This window comes from Dyadobacter sp. HNCC25DJ185, from assembly GCF_056895195.1.
This window is the reverse complement of the sequence record NZ_JBXHAR010000002.1, coordinates 755716-779792: the sequence shown is the minus strand read 5'-3', so window position 1 is coordinate 779792 and position 24077 is coordinate 755716. Positions and strand designations below refer to the sequence as shown.

25 protein-coding genes are annotated in these 24077 nt (G+C 46.3%); 12 read left to right on the top strand and 13 right to left on the bottom strand.

Translation table 11 applies throughout. From position 1 onward, the window contains the following. Positions 1-33: 33 nt before the first annotated feature. A complete protein-coding gene (locus tag AC1XUF_RS08490; protein WP_483341258.1) occupies positions 34-4233 on the top strand; it encodes a hybrid sensor histidine kinase/response regulator in 4200 nt (1399 codons plus the stop codon). Between the two features lie 150 nt (positions 4234-4383). After that, positions 4384-6792, top strand: a complete 2409-nt coding sequence (locus AC1XUF_RS08485) for an ABC transporter permease (protein ID WP_483341257.1) — start codon at positions 4384-4386, stop codon at positions 6790-6792. Between the two features lie 137 nt (positions 6793-6929). Here the strand turns inward: AC1XUF_RS08485 and AC1XUF_RS08480 are convergent, their stop codons facing one another. Continuing rightward, positions 6930-7250 (bottom strand): hypothetical protein, encoded by a 321-nt coding sequence (locus tag AC1XUF_RS08480; protein ID WP_483341256.1) that lies wholly within the window; start codon positions 7248-7250, stop codon positions 6930-6932. Between the two features lie 586 nt (positions 7251-7836). On the opposite strand from AC1XUF_RS08480, the gene AC1XUF_RS08475 reads away from it, so the two are divergent. From AC1XUF_RS08475 to AC1XUF_RS08460, 4 genes are all read left to right on the top strand, one after another. Continuing rightward, the gene (locus AC1XUF_RS08475; RefSeq protein ID WP_483341255.1) at positions 7837-8397 is read left to right on the top strand and encodes a helix-turn-helix domain-containing protein; all 561 of its coding nucleotides are present in this window, start codon (positions 7837-7839) and stop codon (positions 8395-8397) included. Between the two features lie 80 nt (positions 8398-8477). Beyond that, a complete protein-coding gene (locus AC1XUF_RS08470; protein WP_483341254.1) occupies positions 8478-8861 on the top strand; it encodes a cupin domain-containing protein in 384 nt (127 codons plus the stop codon). Positions 8862-8997: 136 nt separating this feature from the next. Next, the gene (locus tag AC1XUF_RS08465) at positions 8998-10239 is read left to right on the top strand and encodes an ice-binding family protein (RefSeq protein ID WP_483341253.1); all 1242 of its coding nucleotides are present in this window, start codon (positions 8998-9000) and stop codon (positions 10237-10239) included. 79 nt (positions 10240-10318) lie between these two features. Next, positions 10319-10636, top strand: a complete 318-nt coding sequence (locus tag AC1XUF_RS08460; RefSeq protein WP_483341252.1) for a hypothetical protein — start codon at positions 10319-10321, stop codon at positions 10634-10636. 76 nt (positions 10637-10712) lie between these two features. Here AC1XUF_RS08460 and AC1XUF_RS08455 read toward each other — a convergent pair whose 3' ends face one another. From AC1XUF_RS08455 to AC1XUF_RS08430, 6 genes are all read right to left on the bottom strand, one after another. Further along, positions 10713-11981 carry a sensor histidine kinase gene (locus tag AC1XUF_RS08455; RefSeq protein WP_483341251.1) on the bottom strand — a complete coding sequence of 423 codons (1269 nt, stop codon included), beginning with the start codon at positions 11979-11981 and terminating at the stop codon, positions 10713-10715. Positions 11982-11994: 13 nt separating this feature from the next. Beyond that, the gene (locus tag AC1XUF_RS08450; RefSeq protein ID WP_483341250.1) at positions 11995-12312 is read right to left on the bottom strand and encodes a circadian clock KaiB family protein; all 318 of its coding nucleotides are present in this window, start codon (positions 12310-12312) and stop codon (positions 11995-11997) included. Further along, positions 12309-12608, bottom strand: a complete 300-nt coding sequence (locus AC1XUF_RS08445; protein ID WP_483341249.1) for a circadian clock KaiB family protein — start codon at positions 12606-12608, stop codon at positions 12309-12311. The genes AC1XUF_RS08450 and AC1XUF_RS08445 overlap by 4 nt, the downstream gene beginning before the upstream one ends. An 18-nt stretch (positions 12609-12626) precedes the next feature. Continuing rightward, positions 12627-14336: a circadian clock protein KaiC gene (gene kaiC / locus AC1XUF_RS08440; RefSeq protein ID WP_483341248.1), complete on the bottom strand. Its 1710-nt coding sequence runs from the start codon at positions 14334-14336 to the stop codon at positions 12627-12629. Between the two features lie 120 nt (positions 14337-14456). Further along, positions 14457-14849 carry a response regulator gene (locus AC1XUF_RS08435; protein WP_483341247.1) on the bottom strand — a complete coding sequence of 131 codons (393 nt, stop codon included), beginning with the start codon at positions 14847-14849 and terminating at the stop codon, positions 14457-14459. 69 nt (positions 14850-14918) lie between these two features. Beyond that, positions 14919-15542, bottom strand: coding sequence for an ASCH domain-containing protein (locus AC1XUF_RS08430; RefSeq protein ID WP_483341246.1), 624 nt, complete (start codon positions 15540-15542; stop codon positions 14919-14921). A gap of 221 nt (positions 15543-15763) precedes the next feature. On the opposite strand from AC1XUF_RS08430, the gene dgoD reads away from it, so the two are divergent. Both dgoD and AC1XUF_RS08420 read left to right on the top strand, forming a co-directional pair. Beyond that, positions 15764-16912: a galactonate dehydratase gene (dgoD, locus tag AC1XUF_RS08425; protein ID WP_483341245.1), complete on the top strand. Its 1149-nt coding sequence runs from the start codon at positions 15764-15766 to the stop codon at positions 16910-16912. A gap of 134 nt (positions 16913-17046) precedes the next feature. Further along, entirely contained in the window at positions 17047-17469 is a 423-nt protein-coding gene (locus AC1XUF_RS08420; protein ID WP_483341244.1) for a response regulator, read from the top strand. Between the two features lie 195 nt (positions 17470-17664). Here AC1XUF_RS08420 and AC1XUF_RS08415 read toward each other — a convergent pair whose 3' ends face one another. Continuing rightward, positions 17665-18000, bottom strand: coding sequence for a helix-turn-helix domain-containing protein (locus AC1XUF_RS08415; RefSeq protein ID WP_483341243.1), 336 nt, complete (start codon positions 17998-18000; stop codon positions 17665-17667). A 181-nt stretch (positions 18001-18181) separates the two neighbouring features. Between AC1XUF_RS08415 and AC1XUF_RS08410 the strand changes: the two genes are divergently transcribed. Then, the gene (locus AC1XUF_RS08410; protein WP_483341242.1) at positions 18182-18469 is read left to right on the top strand and encodes a hypothetical protein; all 288 of its coding nucleotides are present in this window, start codon (positions 18182-18184) and stop codon (positions 18467-18469) included. Here AC1XUF_RS08410 and AC1XUF_RS08405 read toward each other — a convergent pair. Both AC1XUF_RS08405 and AC1XUF_RS08400 read right to left on the bottom strand, forming a co-directional pair. Next, a complete protein-coding gene (locus AC1XUF_RS08405; protein ID WP_483341241.1) occupies positions 18436-18789 on the bottom strand; it encodes a hypothetical protein in 354 nt (117 codons plus the stop codon). The two genes, AC1XUF_RS08410 and AC1XUF_RS08405, sit on opposite strands and share 34 nt — an antisense overlap. A gap of 713 nt (positions 18790-19502) precedes the next feature. Next, positions 19503-19700 (bottom strand): hypothetical protein, encoded by a 198-nt coding sequence (locus AC1XUF_RS08400; RefSeq protein ID WP_483341240.1) that lies wholly within the window; start codon positions 19698-19700, stop codon positions 19503-19505. Between AC1XUF_RS08400 and AC1XUF_RS08395 the strand changes: the two genes are divergently transcribed. The 3 genes from AC1XUF_RS08395 to AC1XUF_RS08385 all read left to right on the top strand — a co-directional run bounded on the left by AC1XUF_RS08395 (position 19694) and on the right by AC1XUF_RS08385 (position 21729). Further along, positions 19694-19936, top strand: a complete 243-nt coding sequence (locus tag AC1XUF_RS08395) for a hypothetical protein (RefSeq protein WP_483341239.1) — start codon at positions 19694-19696, stop codon at positions 19934-19936. The two genes, AC1XUF_RS08400 and AC1XUF_RS08395, sit on opposite strands and share 7 nt — an antisense overlap. 70 nt (positions 19937-20006) lie before the next feature. After that, positions 20007-20780 (top strand): OmpA family protein, encoded by a 774-nt coding sequence (locus AC1XUF_RS08390; RefSeq protein WP_483341238.1) that lies wholly within the window; start codon positions 20007-20009, stop codon positions 20778-20780. A gap of 13 nt (positions 20781-20793) precedes the next feature. Beyond that, positions 20794-21729 (top strand): polysaccharide deacetylase family protein, encoded by a 936-nt coding sequence (locus AC1XUF_RS08385; RefSeq protein ID WP_483341237.1) that lies wholly within the window; start codon positions 20794-20796, stop codon positions 21727-21729. 30 nt (positions 21730-21759) lie between these two features. Here the strand turns inward: AC1XUF_RS08385 and AC1XUF_RS08380 are convergent, their stop codons facing one another. Genes AC1XUF_RS08380 through AC1XUF_RS08370 form a run of 3 tightly spaced genes read right to left on the bottom strand, consistent with a single transcriptional unit; the run spans position 21760 to position 24073 of the window. Beyond that, positions 21760-22686 carry a TIGR01777 family oxidoreductase gene (locus AC1XUF_RS08380; protein ID WP_483341236.1) on the bottom strand — a complete coding sequence of 309 codons (927 nt, stop codon included), beginning with the start codon at positions 22684-22686 and terminating at the stop codon, positions 21760-21762. After that, a complete protein-coding gene (locus AC1XUF_RS08375) occupies positions 22686-23513 on the bottom strand; it encodes a thiol-disulfide oxidoreductase DCC family protein (protein WP_483341235.1) in 828 nt (275 codons plus the stop codon). The genes AC1XUF_RS08380 and AC1XUF_RS08375 overlap by 1 nt, the downstream gene beginning before the upstream one ends. A gap of 53 nt (positions 23514-23566) precedes the next feature. Continuing rightward, positions 23567-24073 carry a GbsR/MarR family transcriptional regulator gene (locus tag AC1XUF_RS08370; RefSeq protein ID WP_483341233.1) on the bottom strand — a complete coding sequence of 169 codons (507 nt, stop codon included), beginning with the start codon at positions 24071-24073 and terminating at the stop codon, positions 23567-23569. Between the last annotated feature and the right edge of the window lie 4 nt (positions 24074-24077).

Below are 24077 nucleotides of genomic sequence, written 5' to 3'. Positions count from 1 at the left end.
ATTATCACTTGGACCCGCGACCGGTTAACGCAAATGAATTTTTCTGTTGTCGTTTCTTTATTAACGTTATTCATTACGGTGTTTTTTCCCCTGCGCCTGTGGGGACAGAACCTGACTTTCGAGCACTTTACCACCAACCAGGGACTTTCTCAAAATCATGTCGGGTCTATTTTGATGGACAAAAAAGGTTTCATGTGGTTTGGCAGTGATGATGGCCTCAACCGTTTCGACGGATATGATTTCAAACATTATAAACATGAGAATGAAGACCGTTACAGCATCGATGACAGCTACATTCAGGACATTCTGGAAGACAGGGACGGCGAATTGTGGATTGCGACATCGAGTGGTCTGAACCGGTTCGACCGGGGAAAAGATCGTTTTGAGCATTACCTCGATAATTATGTCAAGCATAGCGTAAACGACATTTTCCAGGACAGTAAAGGCAGGATCTGGCTCGGCACCAATCACGGGCTGTTATTGTTCGATGCCCGGAAACGCTCCTTTACAAAGTTCCTTCGCGTGGATCAAAAGCACCGTTTTAAGACGCCGGCCAATATATCGAGCGTGATTGAAGATAAGGACGGCACTCTGTGGATCGGCACGGAGTATGGTCTATACCGTTTTGATCCTGAAACCAGCACGTACGCTGGCTATTTTAAAGGAAATAACCCGACAAGCCTGAAATCAAACTGGATCAAGGCGCTATATAAAGACCAGAAAGGGAATGTCTGGGTAGGGACCCATGGTGGGGGACTCTCGTTATACGAGCCCGCCACTAATTCATTCCGGACTTTCCTGCATGATCCCGGTAATCCAGCCAGCATTTCCCATAACGATATTTTGTCGATCGCCCAAAATCGCGACGGAAAGCTGTGGGTTGGTACTGAGAATGGCGGAGTGAGCATCTATAACCAGTCATCGGATTCATTTACGACGATCGTTCATGAAGAGGATCGCAACAGTTCCATCGGTGATAACTCGATTTATTGCATTTACCGCGACCGGACGGACAATCTGTGGATCGGAACGTATGCAAGCGGAGTGAATTTTCTTCCGCGTTTTGGTAAAAAATTTACTACTTATCGTAAGAGCAGCCAGGTAGAGAATACGCTGACTAACAATCTGATCCTGTCTATCTGCGGCGATCAGGATGAGAACAAAATCTGGATTGGTACCGATGGGGGAGGTCTGAATTTATTTGACAGAAAAACAAAAAAGTTTACAGCCTACCGACATAGCGATCGTAACGTTAACTCGCCGAGCAATGACTATATCATTTCAGTTGTGCAGGTTTCGGACGATGTGCTCGGACTGGCTTACCACGTGGGGGGATTTGATCTTTTCAATAAAAGGACCGGGCAATTTATACACCATATGCCAAATGCGAAAGATCCGTTTAGTCTGGCGGTTTCGGATGTAAATAACATGTTCAGGGACCGCGACGGGGATATCTGGCTGGGAACCTGGAAGGGCGGGCTTGAGTTTTACGACGTTGAAACTGAAAGGATCACCCATTACCGTCATGACCCGCTCGACAGCACGTCCATTAGCGGCGATATTGTCACAAAGGTTTTTCAGGATAGGGATGGCAGGATTTGGGTAGGAACGTTTGATGGATTGAACCTTCTTCAAGCCGATAGAAAACACTTCACACACTTTAAGACTCGCGAAACCGACAGAAATTCGATATCCAGTAACAAAATCCAGACCATTCAGGAAGCGGATAACGGCAATTTATGGATTGGGACACTAGGCGGTGGATTGAATTATTTTGATGTCACACGCGGGGCGTTTAAGGCTTATACCGAAAAAAATGGATTGGCTAGCAATGTGATCCATGGTATATTGAAGGACAGCAAAGGTTATCTGTGGCTCAGCACCAACAATGGGCTTTCCCAGTTTAACCCCCGAACCCGTGTTTTCCGGAATTTCGGTCTGGCCGACGGCCTTCAGGGTAGCGAGTTCAAAAGCAATTCGTTTTATCAGACAGCGGACGGGGAAATGTACTTTGGGGGAGTGAAAGGCTTTAGCAGTTTTTATCCCGACGAACTCGTGTACAACACCATTGCGCCCCCTGTGTACCTCACCAGCTTTCAGCTCTTTAATAAGCCAGTCGAAATTGGCGACAGCGGGTCACCTCTCTCCAAACACATCCATGAGGCGGAGGAAATCAATCTGGATTATGACCAATCCGTTATATCATTTGAATTCGCTGCATTGAATTACGTGATGCCGGAAAAAAACCAATACGCTTACCAGCTAAGGGGATTTGATAAGGACTGGATTTATAGCGGTACTGGCAGAAAGGCCTCTTATACCAATCTGGATCCAGGCGACTATACTTTCAGGGTCAAAGCTGCGAACAACGATGGCCTCTGGAACAACGAGGGGATGAGTATCCGTATCCGCATAGCCCCGCCATTCTGGCAAACGCTGTGGTTCCGGGTACTTGGCATATTGGTGGTATTGGGCGGGGCTTACAGTGTTCACCGAATACGTACGCGGGTGATCGGCAGGCAGAAGCGGCTGCTGGAACTGCAGGTGGAAGAAAGGACCGGAGAGGTGATCAGACAGCAACTTGAAATTTTGAAACAGTCGGAGCGTCTGCAGGATCTTAACAAAAAATTAAAAGTTCAGAACAGACAGGAGCAGATGGCCAGAAAGGAGGCCGAAAAAGCGAATATGGCCAAGAGTGTGTTCCTGGCCACCATGAGCCATGAGATACGTACACCCATGAACGGGGTGATCGGAATGGCCATGCTGCTATCGCAAACGGAAATGACCCCGGAGCAGAAGGAATACACAGAAACCATCATCAGCAGCGGTGACAGCCTGCTGACGGTTATCAACGACATCCTCGATTTTTCCAAAATTGAGTCAGGTAATATGGAGCTGGAAATGATCGGCTTTGACCTGAGGGATTGTATCGAAGGAGTGCTCGACCTCTTCGCTTCCAAAGCAGCGTCGATTGGGCTGGACCTGGTTTATGAAATCGAGGCACAGGTTCCCAGCCAGATCATTGGAGATAGCCAGCGACTTCGTCAAATACTGATCAATCTGGTCGGGAATGCGGTCAAATTCACGGAGCGCGGAGAAATTGTGATCAGCGTAAGGTTAATGAGGGTGATAGGAGAACAGGACATTGAACTGCATTTCGAGATACGGGACACGGGCATAGGCATCCCCGCAGATAAACTGAACAAGCTTTTTGTGGCTTTTTCGCAGGTTGATTCTTCGCATACACGAAAATATGGCGGGACAGGTCTTGGGCTGGTTATCAGCCAGCGGCTTGTTAAACTCATGGGCGGTGAAATTGGTGTAGAAAGCGTGGTGGGCAAAGGTACACGTTTCGATTTTACGATTATGGCCCAGATCAGTGGCCAGGCTACCCGGCAGTACGTCGTATTCAATTCTGCTGGCAATGAAGGTAAATCGATCCTGCTCATTGACGATAATATGACCAACCTGCGTATTCTGCAGGCAGAGATGGAACAATGGAAGCTGCACGCGACGCTGGCATTATCCGCGGACCAGGCATTGCAGATATTGGCCACTGAACCTCCCTTTGACCTGGTGATCACCGATCAGCAGATGCCGGAAATGGATGGAATAGAACTTGCGAAGCTTATTAAACAAAGATATCCGGCTGTCCCGATCTTTCTGCTCAGTTCCGTAGGCGATGAGTCGGGCAGGACGCAAAAAGACTTGTTTGCGGCAATTTTGACAAAGCCGGTCCGGCATCTTCATCTTGGGAAAATGATCCAGATGCAGCTTAAGATAAATCGGGAAGCCCCTGCATCGTTCCAGGAGCCTATTTCATCCAAATTGTCGACAGCTTTTGCCTTGCTATACCCCTTGTCGATCCTGATCGCCGAGGATAACCCGGTCAACGAAAAATTGTTCCTCAGCATTCTCAGGAAACTGGGCTATGAAGCGTCAGTAAGTCATGACGGCCAGGAAGCTTTTGATAAGGTTGTTTCACAGCGGTTCGATGTTGTCTTCATGGATGTGCAGATGCCGGAAATGGATGGCCTGGAGGCAACACGCCAGATAAGGTTGCAGCCCATTGAGCAGCCTTTCATTATTGCTATGACTGCCAACGCTATGCAGGAGGACCGGGAGGAATGCTTACGGGCCGGAATGGATTACTATTTGTCCAAGCCTGTCAGGGTGGATGAGATAAAGACCTCTTTGGAAAAAGCATTTGCCGCGCGAAGCACTGAAGCCTGAGCTTGTTGCGAACAGGATACGTCCAAAAACGAACAGGGGTCGTTTGTTAAATGCCTCATAATCAGCTGGTATGTTGGTTGGCATAAAATTTACGCCTTCCCGTTTGATACCATCTGTTAACTGACGTTCAAAAAAATCTCCCGGATTGCGATGATCAAAAACTACTTCAAAATTGCCTGGCGGAACCTTCTTAGCAACCGTTTGTATGCCCTGCTGAATATTTCCGGACTATCCCTCGGGCTGGCCTGTGCACTGATCGTTTTTTGGTTTATCCGTTTCCAAACAACTCACGACCATTTTCATAAAAATATAGACCGTATTTTCCAGATTACGACCGAATTTCATTTCGATGGCGTAAGCTACTCCAAAGGCGTACCTACGCCGATGTGGAAGGCGGTCAGGACTGAAATGCCGTTGAATACGACCAGCATTTGTATTGAAAATTACAATGCTTTTCTTTCGGTGCCGGATAAATCCGGGAAGACAATTAAGAAATTCAAGGAAAAGGGGCCAATGCTTGCGTATGTCCATCCCGAATATTTTTCCATTTTCGATGCGCACTGGCAGGTTGGGAACGCTAAAAGTGCCTTGTCCCGCCCCAACGCGATCGTCATCAGCGAGGATATGTCGAAAAAATATTTCGGTAGCGAAAATCCCATTGGAAAAACGATCCGGCTGGCCAATCAGCTGAACCTGGAAGTGACCGGAATCGTGGATAATCCGGTTGAAAATACGGATCTGCCCTATCAATTCTTTGTTTCATTCGCCACCCTGGAAGCTAACCCCAAATTCAGTTACGGCGGCAGCGGGCTCGACCATTGGGGCGGCGTGAATTCAAATACGTATTGTTTTACGCGGTTGCCGGAGCAGGCAAATATTAAAAGCGTTGAAAAGCAATTGGTCGCACTGAATAAGAAATATCACGGCGACGATTACAAATCTTACGCGCATTACCTGGTACCCTTCAAAGAAATGCACCACTCTGAAAGATATGATGGGTCGATGCCCATGAAGTGGATTTATATTATGAGTGCGATCGGCGTTTTCCTGATCATAACTGCCTGCTTCAATTTTATCAATATGGCAACCGCCCAGGCGCTCCGGAGATCGAAGGAAGTGGGTGTCCGTAAAGCGGTGGGTGGAACAAAAGGGCAGGTATTCTCCCAATTTATGCTGGAAACTGCGCTGATCACTTTCACGGCCATGGTCTTCGGATTGGCTATCGCAGTGCTGGTATTGCCAAACATTACGGTCTGGCTCAATCAGCCGGGCGGCTGGCCTAGCCATGTCAACTGGACGGATGCGTGGCTATGGTCGTTCCTGGTGTTTCTTTTTAGTACTGTTGTGCTGATGGCCGGTTCTTACCCCGGAACCATTCTGGCAGGTTTCCGCCCGGTACTCGCATTGAAAGGAAATGTGACGGCAAGGCATATCGGGGGTATTTCTTTGCGCAGAGGGCTGATTGTCTTCCAGTTTGTGCTGATCCAGCTCCTGGTGATTTGCACGCTTGTTGTCAATAACCAGGTGGATTATATGCTTTCCAGTTCGGTTGGCTACGAAACCAAGGGCATTGCCAGCATCAGGATACCTGAGCCGGACAAGATCAACCAAACCACCTTCCGCCAGAGACTTCTGACCATACCAGGTATTGCCGACGCTTCATTCTGCCTTTTTACGCCGACCACAACATCTAACAACACGACCAATTTTCGATTTGATACCCGGCAAAAAGACGAGTTGTGGCAGATCAACACCAAAAACGCCGACAACCACTATATCAAAACATTCGGACTCGAACTTGTGGCAGGCGAAAATATTCCCGAAAGCGACACGGTACGGGGATATCTGGTCAACGAAAAGGTGCTGGAAAAACTGGGCGTCAAAAATCCCAAAGACGCTGTGGGCAAAATACTGAAGGTGTGGGACATGCCTGCGCCGATTTACGGAGTCCTCAAAAACTGGAACAATGCCTCTTTCAAAAGCGGTATCGATCCGGTGGCTATTTTTACCTATAAAAATATCCATTATAACTGCGCGGTGAAGCTGAGCACGACGAACCTGCACGGGACGATGAAGTCTGTAGAGAAATTGTGGAACGCGTATTTCCCAGACTACTTGTATGAGCAATCGTTTATCAATGAGGAAATTGCAAAGACTTATGAGCTGGAAAATATCATGCTTAAACTGATCAGGGTGTTCTCGATGATCTCCATTTTTATAGGCTGCCTCGGGTTGTACGGGCTCGTCAAATTTATGGCTTCCCAGAAAACGAAGGAAATCGGCGTACGAAAAGTATTGGGTGCAAGCCTGACCAATATCCTGGGGATTTTTGGAAAAGAAATAGCCCTGCTGATCCTGGTTGCATTTGCGATAGCGGCACCGGCGGGCTGGTATCTGATGCGCGCCTGGCTGCAGGACTACGAGTACAGGATTCCGATTAGCGCTGATATTCTGTCGTTTGCAATCCTCATTACATTTATTGTCGCAGGTGCCACAGCCGGGTACGAATCGCTGAAAGCGGCTTTGATGAACCCTGTGAAGTCGTTGAAGTCGGAGTGAAAGTCGGCCGGGCAGGAAAAACAGCTCTTCCTTTTCTATGCGATCCCCTCGGAGAAGTTCCCATCAAAAAGGTACCGGGGCCTGAGGCGCGGTTTTCATTCATGACAGGTTCGTTTGAAAACACAAATCGAATTAAATCAACCGGCCTTACTCATGGAGCGCTGCATTTCCCAACTGGACTTCAGCCTTTTGATCTCCTCCTGCTGCCTGCTAAGCAGCTGGACCTTGTTATATTCTACCATGCAGTTAAATTCTCTCATTTCAGAAAGGTGCCGGATTGTAAAATAAGCGCGCTTGAAGAGGCCCAGCCCTTTATCCAGGGATTTGAGCTTTCTTTTTTGCCTGACTTTCAATGCTCTTCTCTGCTCGGTTGCTTTGGCCGACTGGTTGCTGATTTGCTGGGTGTGTACCCATAAGAGACGGACGTACTCCTGGCGGTAAAGGTCGTTGTTGTTCATAGGGTGAGCGGAGAGTTAGGTTATTACACATCCGAAAATCCTCATTTTTTGCCAGGAATAAGTAAACACGTGCTGCGTAAGTTAAGCTGAATTTATTAAACGGCTTTTTTTTATGAAAGTGCCAAATTTTATTCTGCTGGCTGAGTCGAATTTCTTCTTGATATTACCTGTAACATGTTTTCTGAGCAGCATAACCTGAACTGACCGATGCACACCGCGCCCAGCTCTTCGACGATTCATCCCGCAGCCGCACCCCTTTACCGCCTTCCTGGCAACAAGCCAATGGGTGCGAAAACCGGGTTTTTCTTCGCGCGCGTTTTTCTTTTTTGATAGTCATTGCCGTAGAAAGTGTGCTTTCAGGCCTCATTTGCCATATTCCAAGGGGATGAGTATTTCCTGACCAAACTGGTGCGCCGCTTGTAGTAGTAATTTGGAAATATTTTGTTGTTATTTGGCAGGGTCTCATCAAAAGATGCCTCGTCTTACCTGATGATGCGTCTTGTTGTGAAACCCGAACTAATGCTATCTATCGCTTTTATAATATGAAATAATCTCTAACAAAGCCTGATACCTCAACGTTGGCGCAATGAAACTTTACATTAAATACATGGTCAGTTTGCGATGCAAAATGATGGTAAAAGAGGAACTGAAAAGATTGGGGATTGAATATGTTGTTCTTGATCTCGGCATGGTAGAAATCAAGGGAAGTATAACAAATGAACAGCGTGATCGGCTGAAGGCTAATCTGCTCAAATCGGGTCTTGAATTACTGGATGACAAGAAAAGTATCCTGATCGAGAAGATCAAAAATGTAATTATCGAGATGGTGCATTATTCGGAAGAGCTGCCGAAAACCAACCACTCTGAGTACATTAGTAAAAAACTCGGATACGACTATACTTATCTTGCCAATATATTCTCTGAGGTAAAGGGCATAACCATACAACAGTTCATCATCCTGCATAAAATCGAGCGGGTTAAGGAACTTATACTGTACGATGAGCTGAATCTCACGGAAATTTCCTACAAACTGAACTACAGTAGTGTCGCCTATTTGTCCAATCAGTTTAAAAGGATTACCGGCCTGACCCCTTCCTTTTATAAACGACTGAAAGGTAAAAGGAGTGATACCCTCGAAAACATGTGATTTATACAACATCTTTTGCTATATACGTAACAAAATAAGTTGGCAAGAAAATCACCTTTGCCTTTCTAACCGACAATCCATTGGAAAATCACACACCTGAAAGGCCCCAAGCCTTCATTCTGGCAGATTCCGTTCAATATGTCCCGCATTCGATTGTAATCAGGACTATTGTCAAAAAGATCACGGGCAATGTCAGCATGTTTGCCTTCGAGTCGGGCGAGACAACCGGAGAGAAAATTTCCCCTTTTGATACATTCGTCCAGGTGATTGAAGGGCGTGCAGAGGTAATCATCGACGGGCAGCTCCATTTACTTGAAACAGGTCAGTCGATCATCATTCCTGCACACCAGGCTAATCTGATTCAGGCTTGTAACAGGTTCAAAATGGTTACTACTGTCATCAAAAGCGGATATGAGGATTTGCCGGTTATTGATATGCATACGAACGACTGGGGGGCCGCCTAGTAGCCATTTACGGCTTTTTTGTGAAAAATGAAATGTGTGAATATGATAACTATTTCGATGTAATACGTAACACTATTGCGTAGGTAAGGAGGCATCTTTGTATTGTGAAAATAATTTCACAGTTATTCCATTACTTATGAAAAAGACTATATTCATCACGATCGGGACCATTTTTACCGTTATTTTTATTTCCGGGCTCAGCTGGGCCCAAACAGCCCCAACACTCGGTACAGCAGCCGGGTTTGCTCTTTTTACCTCTGCCGGCGAATTTGCCAATACAGGGGCCACCACGGTTACGGGTGATGTCGGGAATGGCGTAGGAGCAGTGACCGGCGATCCGGTGACGGTCATAGGCAGTAAACATTTCGGGGATCCAGAGGGGATACAGGCTGCAACGGATGTTGCCCAGGCCTATGGGCAGCTGTCGAGTAACGTGACTAACCCATGCGGAGCGGTACTGACTTCCCCGATAGGCGGAGGAGGTACAATAAAACCGGGTGTTTCCTGCAGCGCTACTGCCACGGTTTTAACCGGCGATCTGACTCTGGACGGAGAAGGTGATCCCAACGCAGTATTTATCATTAAGGTCGACGGTGCACTTTCGGTAAACACCCCGGTCAATATTTTGTTCACGAACGGTGCATCCCTTAAAAACGTTTACTGGCAGGTCAATGGCGCTTTTAATCTTGCGGCTGGCGCTGTCTTCAAAGGTACTTTGATTAATCTGGGTGCAATTAACCTGGCATCAGGCGCGTCTATTTCGGGCCGGGCTCTTTCTACGGCAGGCAAAATCTCACTGAATAACAATACGGTTTCTAACGCAGAAGCTGCATTGCCGGTTACACTCGTGGAGTTTACCGTGAGAAAGGGAGAAAATCAGACAGTAGCTTTGGGATGGTCAACAACTTCGGAAACCAATAGTGATCGTTTTGAGATCGAACATAGCATTACCGGTAAATCCTGGAAAAAGCTTGCGACGATCAGTTCGCATGGAGAAAGCAGCGCATTATTGTCGTATTCTTTTTCGGACATTGCCCCTGAAGAGGGAAATAATCTGTACCGTTTAAAAATGATCGATAAAGACGAGACTTTTGCGTATAGTCGTATACGTAGCATTGACATCGCTTTCGCCAACAGGGCCTTCTTATTCCCAAACCCCACCAGCGCCCAGTTGACATTGGAGGTGAATGATATCGCCAGGATAGAACGCGTGCAATTCAGCAACAGCTTAGGTAAACTGATGCTCGATCAGAAGAAAAGCGCGTTGTCAAATATGCGTTCTGATTTCAACGTGAATTATTTTCCGGCAGGATTATATACAGTGAAGGTGACACACACCAACGGATCTGTTGAGACGATGAAAATAGTGAAGCGATAATCAGTACGAATGCACTAGCACACACTATTTTAAGCTCTCCGACAATCCAGCCTTCTATTATCCAAACTCTTCTCTTAGAATGATTACATTTCATAACTTATTGTTCAGCCATAGGGACAGGACCCAGGCAGTCATCAGTAAATACATCGACAAGTATAACAGCTCTGGCCAGCCCATTACCACCGGAACATGGAATTCATTCATCATCGACAATGCCAAAGGCGTCATTGCTGATCTCACGCAGAGTGGGGCGGACGTTTTTCACCAGTCGGTAATTAATAACATCAAGCTTAAAAGTGAAGATTTTGATGCGATCAGGGAGGTAAATCTGGATGCCGCATCGAGGTACCAGCAAGAGCTGAAAGACCTCTATAACAGGATAGTGGTACCCGAGTAGGTTTGTCTCTGGTCCGTTCGCCCGTATGTACCATGCAAACGAAAGCTTACTGCCGCAATGGCGTCTGATGTGAAAATCAAGCCTTTCTATCTTGCGAGACTGGCAGGCTAACTGTAAACCTCGCGCCTTCTCCTTCTTTGCTGATGGCCGTTATGGTGCCGTTATGTTTATCGATGATCTTCTTTGTGATGGCCAGTCCTATACCGGATCCCTCGTATTTGTCTTTTGTATTCAGTCTTTCAAACAGGGAAAAGATCTTTTCCTGGTAGGTGGCGTCAAATCCGATTCCGTTGTCGGCGACGGTGATATGGCAAATGCCATTGGGATGGGAACCGTCGATCGCGGGCTTACAAAAGATTTCAATCAGGGGCGGGAGTTCCTTCTTGGAAAATTTGATCGAGTTACTGATCAGATTTTGAAAAACTTGCTTGATCTGCGCCCTATTGGCTTCGATTATAGGCAACTCGTCGATAACCACCTTTACTTTCTTTTCTTCTAAAAGAATTTCGTAGTCTTCCAGCACTTCCTGAACCACTTCGAAGAGGCTGAACGTTTCAAAATGACCATCTTCGGTAGAAAGCCGCGAATAATTGAGGATGTCGGAGATCATTGTCCTCATCCTCAGGGAAGCCGAAATAATTTTATCAAGATGCGTCCTGCTCTCTTCCGGAAGTTCGTGTGCATGCTTCGTTTTGAGCATAGTGGAAAAAATCAGGATTTTTCGAAGCGGCTCCTGAAGGTCGTGGGACGCAACAGAGGCAAATTGCTGCAGGTCGTAATTACTGGCTTCCAGTTCCCGGTTGATCTCCTCCAATTGTCTGTTATTCTCTTTGAGTAATGATTGGACATTTTTCTGGAAAGTGAGATCAGTCAGTATAATGCTTAACGACGGCCCTTCGTCCAGCTCTAAGGTAGTTGCCGAAAACTGGCAGGGCACAGTACCCTCATTTTTGCGGATAGATAATTCCATCTTGGAATCTTCTTGCCAGCCGCTTTTGAATAAAGCTCTGTAAAGCTCTTTGTGACTGGCCGGAACGAAAAATTCGAAGGGAGAGCCCACTACTTTTGACAGGGGGACGTCTACCATGGACGCGAACATCGAATTGGAATACACAATAATGCCTTCCTCGTTCAGCGTAACAGCACCTTCATTCATTTTTTCAATAAAAACCCTGTAGGTCTGGTCTGCCGTCTTAAGCGTATAGAGCTGAAGTCCCTGGTCGCCGTCGTTCACCACCAGTGCATCTACCTGCCCCGTTCGGATAGCCGTGATGGTTTCAGTGGCTTCTTCCAGTTTGAGCAGGAGTTCTTCGTTTTCCCTGACCAGTTCTTCGTAAGTCTTCACTTTGCTTATGCCGTTATTGAGAAATTCCGAGCCCCTTCAGTACCTTGGAAGTGTCTGACATATCACCGATCAACCGCCGCTCAGGAGAAGGGCTGATTTTAATGAGCAAGGGAAGTGCAATAATTTGCTCCTTGGCGGCGATAGACTTTTCCTGGTACACATCCACGATTTCAAGCGAATAATTGTCTTTGATATACGTCTCGCAGATTTCCTTCAGATTTACCACTGCCCTCCGCGAATTAAGGGACGCGCCGGTAATGAACAAACGCAGAATATAACGTTCTGTTCGTTCATTATTGGCTTCCCATTCGTCATATGTTTTTTCGCTCATTCCGGTTTGTTTGCTGGGCGGATATTGAGTCCTACCAATACTTTTTCCTCGTTTGAGAGGTCTCCTATGATTTTGCGTATTGGTTCAGGTACCTTTTTTACCAACGTCGGAATAGCCAGGATCTGGTCGCCCTCCGCCAGTTGCGGGTGCACCAGTAGGTCAATGACCTCGATCACATACTTATCTTTCAAATGTTCTTCGCAATATTTTTTCAAATTAGCGAGTGCTGCCACAGAACGTGTCGTTTTTCCGGCAACATAGAGCCTGAGCTCCCATACTTCTTCCTGTACTTCCATATAATGTCCTGTGAAGGGTTATTGTGACTCGTCACGTTTCCGGGTAAGTTCCTTGCGATTATCTTCAATGATGCTTTTTTTAAGCTCCTCTTCTATATAAGTCTTATTTAAGTCCTCCCGTAACGATTCGAACTCCTCTTTCAGCGAAGCTATTTTCGATTCAAGGATTGTCCTTTTGCGTTCTATTTCGCGGTCTTTTCTCGACACAGCATGGTTATGTAATGCCACGGTGGTTTTTTCCAGCAGCTGCTGGGTCTCCCGCGCCGAGCCGGTGAGTACGCCTTCTGGGCCGAGGAAGACCTCCACCAACTTAAGCCCTTCATCGGAAATTACGAACTCCCTCACCTGGTTGGAGTGTTTCATGCCCCTCGATTTCATAACATAGAGGCCCCGGTTGCGCTCGCCATTGAATTCGATGTCCCTCACGAGCAGCCACGCGTCCACAAGCGACGAGATGCCCTCGTCGGTTTGCTCTGTTTTGTTTTCGTTAAATGCCAGTGCCGTGAACATGACGGTGATCTGCTTGGCCTGCAAAAAATCGATCAGGCGGGTGAGGAGGCTTTTGACCTCGCTGGCCGATCCCACGGTAATCAGGTTGCTGATCGGGTCGAGCACAATTACTTCCGGTTTGAATTTATCCACGAGTTTGGTGATCGAAAGCAAGTGCATTTCCAGTCCGTTCAAGGTAGGTCGTGACGCACTGAAAAGTAGCAGTCCATTATCGATGTGGCTCTGCAGGTCGATATTGATGGAGCGCATATTGCGGACGATCTGCTGAGGCGACTCCTCGAATGCGAAATAAATGGACTTATGCCCCTTTTTGCAGGAGGCATCTATAAAGCTGCCTGCAATGCTCGTTTTACCGGTCCCCGCAGTACCGGACACCAATATGCTGCTATTCCTGAAAAAACCCTGACCACCCAGCATTTTGTCCAGCGCTGGTATTCCTGATGATATACGGCCCGACGAAACCGGATGGTTCAGGAGCAAAGAAGTAACAGGCAATACAGAAATGCCATCTTCATCGATCAAGAACGGGTATTCATTCGTTCCATGAACCGAGCCGCGGTATTTGATGATCCTCAGGATTCTTGTCGAAATTTTATTTTCAACGCGGTGGTCGAGCAGGATAACGCAATCGGATACATATTCTTCCAGCCCTTGCCGCGTGAGCGATGCTTCTCCTTTTTCTCCGGTGATGATCGTAGTTACTTTTTTTTCTTTCAGCCACTCGAACAGCCTCCTCAACTCAGCCCGCAGGATTGCCTCATTGGTGAGTCCCGAAAAAAGGCTTTCAATCGTATCGAGCACTACCCGCTTGGCGCCGATGCTGTCGATGGCATAACCCAGCCTTATAAACAGGCCGTCGAGGTTATACTCTCCGGTTTCTTCGATTTCACTGCGTTCGATATGTACATGGTCCACCTTAAGCAACTTGTCTTCCTGCAACTGTTTCAAATCAAAACCGAGAGAAGCAACATTAAGGGCCAGTTCTTCGGATTTCTCTTCAAAAGCCACAAAAACACCGGGCTCATTATACGTTTTCGCGCCATGGACCAGGAATTCTATTGAAAATAATGTCTTTCCCGATCCGGCCGCCCCGCATATCAGTGTCGGCCTTCCCGAAGGTAGCCCTCCCTGCGTAATATCATCCAGTCCGCTGATCCCGGAACGGGATTTTGGTAAAAGGTGAAGTGCTGATTTTGATTCAGAGGGTTCAATACGCATTGTTGAAGTCAGATAACGTCTGTTTTGAAATTGATTGATCTTATTGGATCGCACAAATAAAAATATCATGCCTGAACAGAGTGGTGGTCAGGGCAATGCGGGCTGGGTGTTTGTGGAATGTCAGGACAAAAAACGCTTGTACAGTGAAATTACAAGTTCGGTAAATTCATCAAATGTATTTGGTTTGGGCATAAACCTGTTGACTCCCGACAGATAAGCTTTCTCGGCCAGTTCCTGATTTGGGGAAGTGGATATCATCACAACCGGGATCGAGGAAAATAAAGGTGCGGACCGCACCTGTAACATGGTTTCCAGCCCGTTCATTTTGGGCATATTCATATCTATAATGATGAGGGATATCTTTGATTTCGTCGTATGAAGGATTTCCAGCAATTCGAGCCCGTTTTCGGCTTCAATAACTGTGGCTGCGATTCCCGAGATGTCGATTGCCTGTTTTATAAAAAAACGGTCGTCACCGTCATCGTCGGCTAAAAGTATAATTTTATCGTCCATTGCATACGCTGGGTGTAGTTTTGCAAAAGTGTGCAAAATAACGGATATGTTAAGGGCTGGCGTTCGTCGTTAGCTTTTTATACTCGATGTACTGCGGGAGGTAACATTGTTGTCTTGGTCCAGCCTGTCCAGAAAAAGTTCACCAAGCGGCGAAAGTGTATAACCAGGCTCGTGGCTGATCGTCAGGCCAATGTTTTTCAATTTACGGATATTCAATTTCAGCCACTCTTTTTCTTTGCGGGCTTTGACAGCAAGATCAGCCGCCCTCAGACGGGGATTTTCCTGTATAGCCCTCAAAATTTTTGTTGTCCAGTTGCCCAGCTTGCTTGCCTTGTCCAGGTGTTGCAGCTTCTCCTTCAATGCCTCAAATTCGTCATCAGGAATGCTGGTTTTTGCTCTTAACTCAATGCGTGGATCTTCGCCGCGGTAAGCCACACCCATTTTGTAAATGGTGCCTTCGCTGACCTTGTCCAGTGCGGCCAGGAGCGATTTCAGATCTTTAAAACCAGCCTGGATCGCATCCTGTTCACTTATTTCATCCCTGCGGCATCCCTCAGCAGCGGTGATTTCAACCTGCCCGGAGGCAGTCTGTATCCTGCTGCCGGTTTTCACGGCCAACTTTTTCCATTTTCGGAAGGCCAAAGTAACCTGCCCCGATCTGATCCCCCCTAAATGTTTATTTGTAAAAAGCATGTTGATCAATGATTCATGAGGACCGTGTCCGGCGCAGGATATCTGCGCTACTCCAAAGAGGTGGTTTTTTGCTTTTACTACTGATCGGCGCAGCCGGACGATATCATTTAGATTGATAACGTTTGCAGTTCGGGATATAAAATGCGGTTTACGTACTTTTGGCAATGGAGGGAACCATCGCTGTGTAGCCTCCGCGTTTTTTATATGTAAACAGGTTAAAAATGAAAATCAAAAGTTACGAGCTCTTCCAGGTCCCTCCAAGGTGGTTGTTCTTAAAAATAGAGACAGACGAGGGTATCACAGGTTGGGGCGAGCCGGTTATTGAAGGAAAAGCCGCCACAGTAAAAGCGGCAGTTATCGAATTGATGGAAACATTAATTGGTAAGGACCCGATGGACATTGAAGGACATTGGAATACCATGTACCGTGGCGGTTTTTACCGTGGCGGCCCGATCCTGATGAGCGCCATCGCGGGGATCGATCAGGCTCTCTGGGATATCAAGGGGAAATTCTACAATGCGCCTGTATACCAATTGCTTGGAGGAAAATGCAGGGATAAGATCAAAGTTTATTCCTGGATCGGCGGCGATCGCCCGGCCGATGTCGCCCATGCTGCGAAGATGTCGTTCGAAAGTGGTTTCAAAGCCATCAAAATGAATGCGACAGATGAAATGCAGTACATTGATTCCTACGAAAAGATTGATCTGGTCCTGGCCCGTGTGGCTTCGATCCGCGAAGCGGTGGGTTACGGCCTGGATATCGGTGTGGATTTTCATGGCAGGCTCCACAAGCCCATGGCCAAGGTGCTGGCGAAGGAATTGGAGCAGTTCCGGCCTATGTTCATTGAGGAGCCTGTACTGCCCGAAAACAATGAAGCATTGCGCGAAATTGCGAACCATACGTGCATACCGATTGCAACGGGTGAAAGAATGTTCAGCCGGTGGCAATTCAAAAATCTTTTAACAGATGGCTATGCCGACATCATCCAGCCTGATTTATCGCACGCAGGAGGTATCACGGAATGCAAAAAAATACTTTCCATGGCAGAGGCATTTGACGTGGCAGCGGCCCCGCATTGCCCGCTTGGACCCATTGCCTTGGCGGCTTGCTTGCAAGTGGACGCCACTTGTCACAACGCATTCATCCAGGAGCAGAGCCTGGGCATACACTACAATCAGGGAAACGATTTGATGGATTACCTCGAAGACAAATCGGTTTTCAGCTATGAGGGCGGTTTTGTTAACATTCCCTCCGGACCCGGACTGGGCATTCTCGTCGACGAAGCGCAGGTCAGGAAAATGGCAGAGGTGGGGCACAACTGGAAAAACCCCATATGGACACATGCTGATGGCAGCGCTGCAGAATGGTAGCTCGTGGGCCGGAGTGGCCCAAACCTACCCATTTTATTCCGATCTGACGCGTTGTTTTGAGGTAATCCGTTGGGAACCTGGCGGTATTGGCGCGATTTTTATAATCGAACGACGGGTATCTACATTTGAAACAAATGAACAAAAACGGCGAAATTGTAATCATTGAGGATGATCTTGACGATCAGTTCATTTTGGAGCAAGTGTTTGATACACTGAACTATACCAATAAGCGGGTTTATTTTCCGGACGGATTGGCCGCTCTGGAATACCTGCATGGCACAGCCGCCGCGCCTTTCATCATTTTGTCGGACATTAATATGCCGAAGTTGGATGGTTTTGAATTGCGGGATAAGCTGCACACAGACGCAGAGCTTAAACTGAAATGTATCCCTTACTTATTTTTCTCCACAGGCATCAGCCAGAGAATGGTGATTGATGCTTACAGTATGTCTGCTCAGGGCTTTTTTATCAAGCCAAGTTCATTTGAAGACCTGATGGATACCATTAAGGTGATCGTGGATTACTGGAAGAAATGCGCCGCGCCGAACAACTTTTAGGCAGCAGGTAAGCCTCAGCGATCTCTTGGAAACGTCCGCAGGAGAAATTCCGGCGGACGTGCGTCAGAAGACTTCCGGGCATATGAGGAAAGCGAGACAAAAAGTGTCCGAATAGATACTAATCTTATCATCTGATTATCCATTATGAATGCGATACCTGGTCTAATAGTAGTTGAGATTCCCGGTTTGAGCCTGTCACTTGCTTCTTCGCTCTTCCGCCAGCTGCTTGTAGACTTCTCCTAATTCATTTTTCAATTCCTGGATTTGCTTGTCGCGTGCTAACAACTCACTTTCTGGAACGAGGTTTGACATATATATCACTTCGTCGGCAGTTCCAATGTATCCGAAAAGCCAGTTTGGGTGAATGTCAAATTCTTTGATGAGCTTGCCAATTGCATCAGGAGTAAACGTCTGTTCGCCAGACATTACTTTGCTCATTTTCGAAGGTGATAGATCTATGATCCTTCCCGCTGCGGTTGGATTCAAATTTTTTGCTTTCAGGATAGAAACAATTCTTTCGACTGGAATCATAAACCTTGTTTCGGTATCTATATATTGTTTAAAAAGAAATAATTATTATATGAAAAGACTTTTATATTATCCAATTGGATAATATATTTGTGTTATCGTAACTATTTTGTTGTGTTGAGGTAAATATACAAATCTGCCTCCACTAGACATTTTCGAAATCACCTTAAAACTAAAACACATTATGAACTTCAAAATCATCATTCTCCCCGAAACGCAAACCGAAGTATGCCTCCATCGCGATTGCGGCGAAGACGGTAAAGAAATTGTTCGGATTTCGGCATTTGTAATCAATTCAACGGGAGTTGAGCTAATGATCGAAAGGGTTGCGGAGTTTAGAGACGCAGCATCCGCCAGATTTTTTGTCGACGATTATTCGGAGAGGTCGGCGAAGGGGTTTTTGGGTCAATGTATTGAGGAAGAAGGAATTCGGGTCGGTTATTTTGCCAAACCCTTCATGGAATCCTGTTGAAAAGTTGCAGATGAAGCCGATCGCCTTGTTGGCTTCACTTTACGAACATGCGCAGCGGTGTCGTAAATTGGATTTTCCACTTTAAGGTAGGGGTCATTGCTGAGAAAAAGTATGCACTGATTAGGGTAATTGGATATAAACTCCGCAATCGCATCAGCCTCGTCTAGGATATACGCCTCACTTTCGAAGCTTTCCTTAGGCGTCACCTCGACAACATGATGATTTGCACATACATCAAAGCCGTATAAAAATGACATCTGGCCATGCTTTTCAGCAAGCGCATCTAGGAGTTTGATAACTAGCTTGTTTTCTTTTTTCACCTTACCTGGTGTTTATAGTTTCTAATAGAATCGAAGTGAGCTTTGTCGCTGTTTCGTATGCTACAATGCTTCTGGTGTGATCGATATGGTGCTCCTTATAATCCGCAACCACTCGTTCCGCTTTTAATTTGACTATTTCTCTATAAAAGTAATCGGCTTTCTGACGGTCTATTGCAGAGAGAATATCAAAGGTAGCATTTATGACCGAATCATGTGAACCGTTGCGAGCCAGTTTATCTCTATACCTGAATATTCGTGAGCTTCGGACTTTATGAAAATGCAGCATGTATTGGAATACAGAATAATATGCGCAATGTATGCTATTGGAATAGTGCGCGTGATTGTAGATGAGTACCTCTGAGGATTTAAGGCTTTCCTCGTGCCTTTTGAGATAATTATTATTCATAGGCAATCGTGCAATGTATTTAGTGCGTAACGAAATGCGCTAAAAGTCCGCCATTTTGGAGAAATAAGTTGATCGTCGCTAGATTTACTTGCGAAAATCGTATTGCGGATTAAGGGAATTATTCTCCGGCAGGGATCAGGTATTTAAAGGTTAGCTGTTGTTAACCTAAAAATTATTGACCAAATTATCGCATTTTAGAATGCCACCTGCGTCATTTGCCACTAGCCAGCATTTGCCTTTTTTCTTATATATGAGATTCCTGACCTTCTTCTGCTTTCTTATAACCCTTCTGACGATCTCATGCACCTCAAAAAAGCAAACTCAAAAACCTGAGTTCAAAGAACCGCTCGCTTCCGGCCTTTCCGGAAAGGAGCTTTCGATCGCGCATTGCAGCCGTTGCCATGGATTTGTAAAACCTGAATTGCTGACCAAAACTGTTTGGAAGGACGTGCTGCCAGCGATGGGACAAGCCCGGCGCGATCACGGCAATCATCAAATATGCCAATCACGACGGGGGATGGGGATGTTGATCTGGTTTTGGGATCGTTTGTCTATTTCCTCCCGCAGGGCGATTTCCGGCTAAGCCCTGCCTATGATCTGCTCAACAGTCGATTGCATGAGCAGGATTTGGATTTTGCTTTGGATGAAGGGCTTTTGCCAAAATCGAAGCGTATGGGCAAAATTTCAAAACAATTTAACATTCTTGGAATGGAAGCCGGAGGTATTTTATCGTTGCAGTAAGTTTTATATATTGTTAAACTTTGTATATGAGTGTTAGTACGGAATTTTCCGGGGGTAAAATGGCGAACTAATGATGAAGGTCTTTTTATTTACCGTTCTATGCACGTTGCTAAGCTGGGTTGCCGGGATCGCACAGGACTTGGCAGATGCAGTTGTCCCGAGGCCGCAAATTGTTTCAAGAACGCGGGTTACAGTGCGGGTGCTAGACAAGTATACGCTGCAACCCATTGACGCGACGATCATTGTGGTGGGTCAAAAGCCTGGGAAGCAAATTATACCCGCCTTTGAGGACCGCGTTTACAAGTTCAAAATTCCGCCAAACGATACCAGCAACATGACCATTTATGCCAGTGGCTACGAAACATTGAGCGAGTCGATTTCAGCGGGTAAGATGAGTTCGACTGAAGTCTTCTACCTAACCCCGAAATTACGTGATCGTCATCTCGCAAAAGGAAGTGCACAATGGGGAGATCACGAGGAGGGATCAAAACCGGTTCTGAAGGAAGAGATTAGTTCGGTACTCTATTTCAGTCAAAGCAAGTCCATGATGCTGGCCAAATCAAAACCGGAGCTGGAACGGATGCTTCAGTTTCTGAAGAACCATGAAACTGTTGAAATTGAATTGGCAGGACATACGGACAGCAAGGGTGATCCTGCGAAAAATTTCAGGCTTTCCAGCGATCGGGCCGAAATGGTCAAGAAGTATTTGATTGCTAATCAGATAGCTTCTGCCAGAATTAAAATCAAAGCTTTTGGCAGCAGAATACCCGTCGCGCCAAATGATACCGAAGAAAACCGACGAATGAACCGGCGCGTCGAAATGCGGGTAAAAACCCGTTTCTAAACAAAGAATCTTGATGCGTCGATTTCTGGTTGTTGTCCTAATGCTGGTTGTGGATTTGCCGGGCACCGGTTTTGCGCAAAAGCAGATTTGCATTACGGTCGATGATCTGCCCACGGTATCCGATTTTTATCAAACAACCGGCGGCCGTAATTTCCTTACCCGGCGTTTACTCGCCCCACTTCTGCAACACAAAGTCCCGGCTGTCGGATTTGTGATCGAAGAAAAGCTTTTAAACGGATCAACGCCAGATCCAGAGCAATTGAAATTATTGGAGCATTGGCTGGAAGCTGGCTTCGAATTGGGCAATCACACGTTTGCGCATAAAGGCTATAATCAGATTTCCCCTTTGGAGTATCAGCATGACGTTTTAGAAGGCGAAAAGTTGCTCAAACCGCTGGTGTTGAAATATGACAAGCAACTGCGTTATTTTCGTCACCCATACCTCGCTCGCGGCAATACCGCTGGAAAGCTCGATTCGCTGACCATTTTTTTGAGAAACTCAGGGTATCAGGAAGCGCCTGTTACCATTAACAACCGGGACTATCTTTTTTCTTCGGCTTATGATAAAGCTTTGTCCAATCAGGATGAGGAATTGGCGAAAAGTATTGGAAACCAATATGTTGAATATATGATGGCTTCGGTTCATTTCTACGAATCGCAGGCTGACTCGCTTTTCCACAGCCCTATTCCACAAGTTTTACTGACGCACGCCAATACAATTAATTCCTGTTACTTAGGCGATCTGCTTTCCAGGCTTGAAAAGGAGGGGTACCAGTTCATCACATTGGAAAAAGCATTGAAACATCCTGCTTACCAGTCACCTGATCGTTTCATTGGGCCCCAGGGGATTTCATGGATCCAAAGATGGGCTTTGACACAGGGGAAACCGGAAAGTTTTTGCAACGGGGAGCCGGAGGTACCGCTGGCGGTGAAGCAATTGGCTGATTAGTATTGGCACCATTGCAACTTGCCTCCATGATCAAACCTTGGTACTCAATATATCCTTTATTGCATGTTCCGCTTTTGGGAAAAGAAATGAGAAACGGTTTTCTAAAAGACGTTTGGGGATAACCCAGCGACTTTTTAGTATCAATTCGGGTTCTGTGCCAATCATCAAGGCACCGATTTCAAGCAGCCAGGCCGGTGACGGCAGCCCAAATGGAATTCCATAGAACTGTCTTATTTGCCCCATCAGTTCTGTATTCTTAATTGGTTCAGGCGCGGTGCAGTTGATCACCCCTTTTATCTCCTGGTTTTGCAATAGCCATTCGGTACACCGGGCCGCGTCCTGTTCATGAACCCAGGAAACATATTGTCGTCCATCGCCTTGCTTTCCACCCAGACCTAACTTTACGAGATTGAGCAAGCGTGGAAAAACGCCATCCCGACTTCCAAGCACGATTCCCATTCGCAATGTGACCTTGCGGGTTGAAGGCGTATCAGATTGGAAAAATGCTTCTTCCCATTTTCTGCAAACGTCTATGGAGAAACCATAACCTATTTCGCCGTTTTCTTCGTCCTGAGCATGGTCTTCTGCGTGGCGGTAAATGGTTGCGGAAGTGACGTTGATCCATAATCTGGGAGGTAGCTGCAATTTTTCGATGGCTTTTCCCAGTAGCAAGGTAGGGGTGACCCTCGAATCGATGATTTCCGCGCGGTTTTTTGGAGTATACCTGCAGTTCACATTTTTGCCGCACAGGTTAATGATCATATCGGCGCCGTTCAGGTCGTTTTCCCAATCGCCGCCGGATTTCGCATCCCACCAAACCGTAGAGATGTTCTCTCTCGCCCGGGCACGGCTTCTGCTCAGAATGATGATTTCTTCGGTAAACGGTCTGTAATATTCTGCTAAAACTTTGCCTAGATAACCGTTACCTCCTGCAAGAACTATTTTTCTGTATTTCATCACATTAACCTGAAATAAACAATCACAAACACGATTACCCGGTATAATACCCAGCTGAAAGTCATCACATTACCTAGTTGTAAAAGCCGGGATCTACGGATGTGTTCGAGAAACATCAGGGCCACGACCGCATGAAACCAAAAGAAGCAAAATGCCAAACTGATTTCCATAACAGTCCCCAGTATCATAGCAGGAAGTAAAAGGAGCGCCCCGCCAAATGATAGGGTCATCATGTTTCCAAGATACTCCCAGGTCTTTCCCCTTTTGTAAATGCGGATCACAATGGCCTGAAATGCAATCTGCCCGCCACAAATGATGAATTCTCTCCAATGATACTTTTCAGGGGACATACCGAACGTAAACTTCCAGTAAGCAGAAAGTAGGCACGACGTTATAAACCAGGTGAACGCAAGATAAGCGATCCGGTATGGCTTTTTAAAGCCAGGCTGAAATTGGAAATTTTGTGTGGCCGCCGGAGCGGGGATGATAACCCTGCGATTATAGGAGATAAATGCGTAAAGTTTTTGCATGAGCCAGGAGAATGGTTTGAATAGAAACAGGGGACGAAGCAAAGGAACTGCGGAAGCCAGGATTTTGAACAGACTTTCCACGCCATACGTGACTTCGCCGGTTTTCTGATTGACCAATGCAATTTCGTTAACTGCTCTGTTCCAGTCGAGTGTGGGACAGGCCTGGGCCGGATATTCCTGGTAAGCTGCCCGCCCTTCACTTTCCAATAAGCCCGATTTTACAAAACCCTTGGTATAAAGCTGGCACATCGGGCATTCAGCGTCAAATAGAATGAGGTGATCTTTTAAAGTTTTCATATTGTAAATATTGAATTTTCAGTAAATTTTGAAACTTTGAATTAAAAAAATATCTATTTGAAAATTTTGATAATAGACCCCCAAAACCAGTTTTCCTCTGCGCTGATCATGGTATCAATGGTTTTGTCCACATTTTTGACGAGAGCATTGATCTCGGTAACCGATTTATTAAATGTGGCAAACTCGGGGTCCTTTGGGTCGCCGGTGACTTTTGTGAGCTCGTCCAGGATTTTCACGACGGGATCCAGTTCCCTTTTTCTTCTTTCTTTTGCGACCTGTTTGGCGATATTCCAGGCGTCCTTGTCTGCAAAAAAGTATTCTTTTCGCTCACCGGCCCTGTGCTGTTTCTCTATTAACCCCCAGCCAATCAGGTCCCTGAGGGTCATATTGGCGTTGCCGCGTGATATGCTCAGCGTTTCCATGATTTCTTCGGTCGTCAAAGCATCAGGAGAGATCAGTAGCAATGCATGAACCTGGGCCATGGTGCGGTTGATACCCCATTCTGAACCAAGCTTCCCCCACGATTCGATAAATTTCTGTTTTGCTTCTGCTAATTCCATACAC

Coding starts and splice junctions, on each gene's coding strand:
- AC1XUF_RS08415 (WP_483341243.1), bottom strand. CDS start 18,000: ATGATTCCAGTCGAAAGAATTGTTTCTATCCTGAAAGCAAAAAATTTG.
- AC1XUF_RS08450 (WP_483341250.1), bottom strand. CDS start 12,312: ATGAGCGAAAAAACATATGACGAATGGGAAGCCAATAATGAACGAACA.
- AC1XUF_RS08445 (WP_483341249.1), bottom strand. CDS start 12,608: ATGGAAGTACAGGAAGAAGTATGGGAGCTCAGGCTCTATGTTGCCGGA.
- AC1XUF_RS08395 (WP_483341239.1), top strand. CDS start 19,694: ATGCCAATCACGACGGGGGATGGGGATGTTGATCTGGTTTTGGGATCG.
- AC1XUF_RS08430 (WP_483341246.1), bottom strand. CDS start 15,542: ATGCTTTTTACAAATAAACATTTAGGGGGGATCAGATCGGGGCAGGTT.
- kaiC (WP_483341248.1), bottom strand. CDS start 14,336: ATGCGTATTGAACCCTCTGAATCAAAATCAGCACTTCACCTTTTACCA.
- AC1XUF_RS08485 (WP_483341257.1), top strand. CDS start 4,384: ATGATCAAAAACTACTTCAAAATTGCCTGGCGGAACCTTCTTAGCAAC.
- AC1XUF_RS08465 (WP_483341253.1), top strand. CDS start 8,998: ATGAAAAAGACTATATTCATCACGATCGGGACCATTTTTACCGTTATT.
- AC1XUF_RS08375 (WP_483341235.1), bottom strand. CDS start 23,513: ATGAAAACTTTAAAAGATCACCTCATTCTATTTGACGCTGAATGCCCG.
- AC1XUF_RS08480 (WP_483341256.1), bottom strand. CDS start 7,250: ATGAACAACAACGACCTTTACCGCCAGGAGTACGTCCGTCTCTTATGG.
- dgoD (WP_483341245.1), top strand. CDS start 15,764: ATGAAAATCAAAAGTTACGAGCTCTTCCAGGTCCCTCCAAGGTGGTTG.
- AC1XUF_RS08490 (WP_483341258.1), top strand. CDS start 34: ATGAATTTTTCTGTTGTCGTTTCTTTATTAACGTTATTCATTACGGTG.
- AC1XUF_RS08390 (WP_483341238.1), top strand. CDS start 20,007: ATGATGAAGGTCTTTTTATTTACCGTTCTATGCACGTTGCTAAGCTGG.
- AC1XUF_RS08435 (WP_483341247.1), bottom strand. CDS start 14,849: ATGGACGATAAAATTATACTTTTAGCCGACGATGACGGTGACGACCGT.
- AC1XUF_RS08475 (WP_483341255.1), top strand. CDS start 7,837: ATGAAACTTTACATTAAATACATGGTCAGTTTGCGATGCAAAATGATG.
- AC1XUF_RS08380 (WP_483341236.1), bottom strand. CDS start 22,686: ATGAAATACAGAAAAATAGTTCTTGCAGGAGGTAACGGTTATCTAGGC.
- AC1XUF_RS08385 (WP_483341237.1), top strand. CDS start 20,794: ATGCGTCGATTTCTGGTTGTTGTCCTAATGCTGGTTGTGGATTTGCCG.
- AC1XUF_RS08370 (WP_483341233.1), bottom strand. CDS start 24,073: ATGGAATTAGCAGAAGCAAAACAGAAATTTATCGAATCGTGGGGGAAG.
- AC1XUF_RS08410 (WP_483341242.1), top strand. CDS start 18,182: ATGAACTTCAAAATCATCATTCTCCCCGAAACGCAAACCGAAGTATGC.
- AC1XUF_RS08420 (WP_483341244.1), top strand. CDS start 17,047: ATGAACAAAAACGGCGAAATTGTAATCATTGAGGATGATCTTGACGAT.
- AC1XUF_RS08460 (WP_483341252.1), top strand. CDS start 10,319: ATGATTACATTTCATAACTTATTGTTCAGCCATAGGGACAGGACCCAG.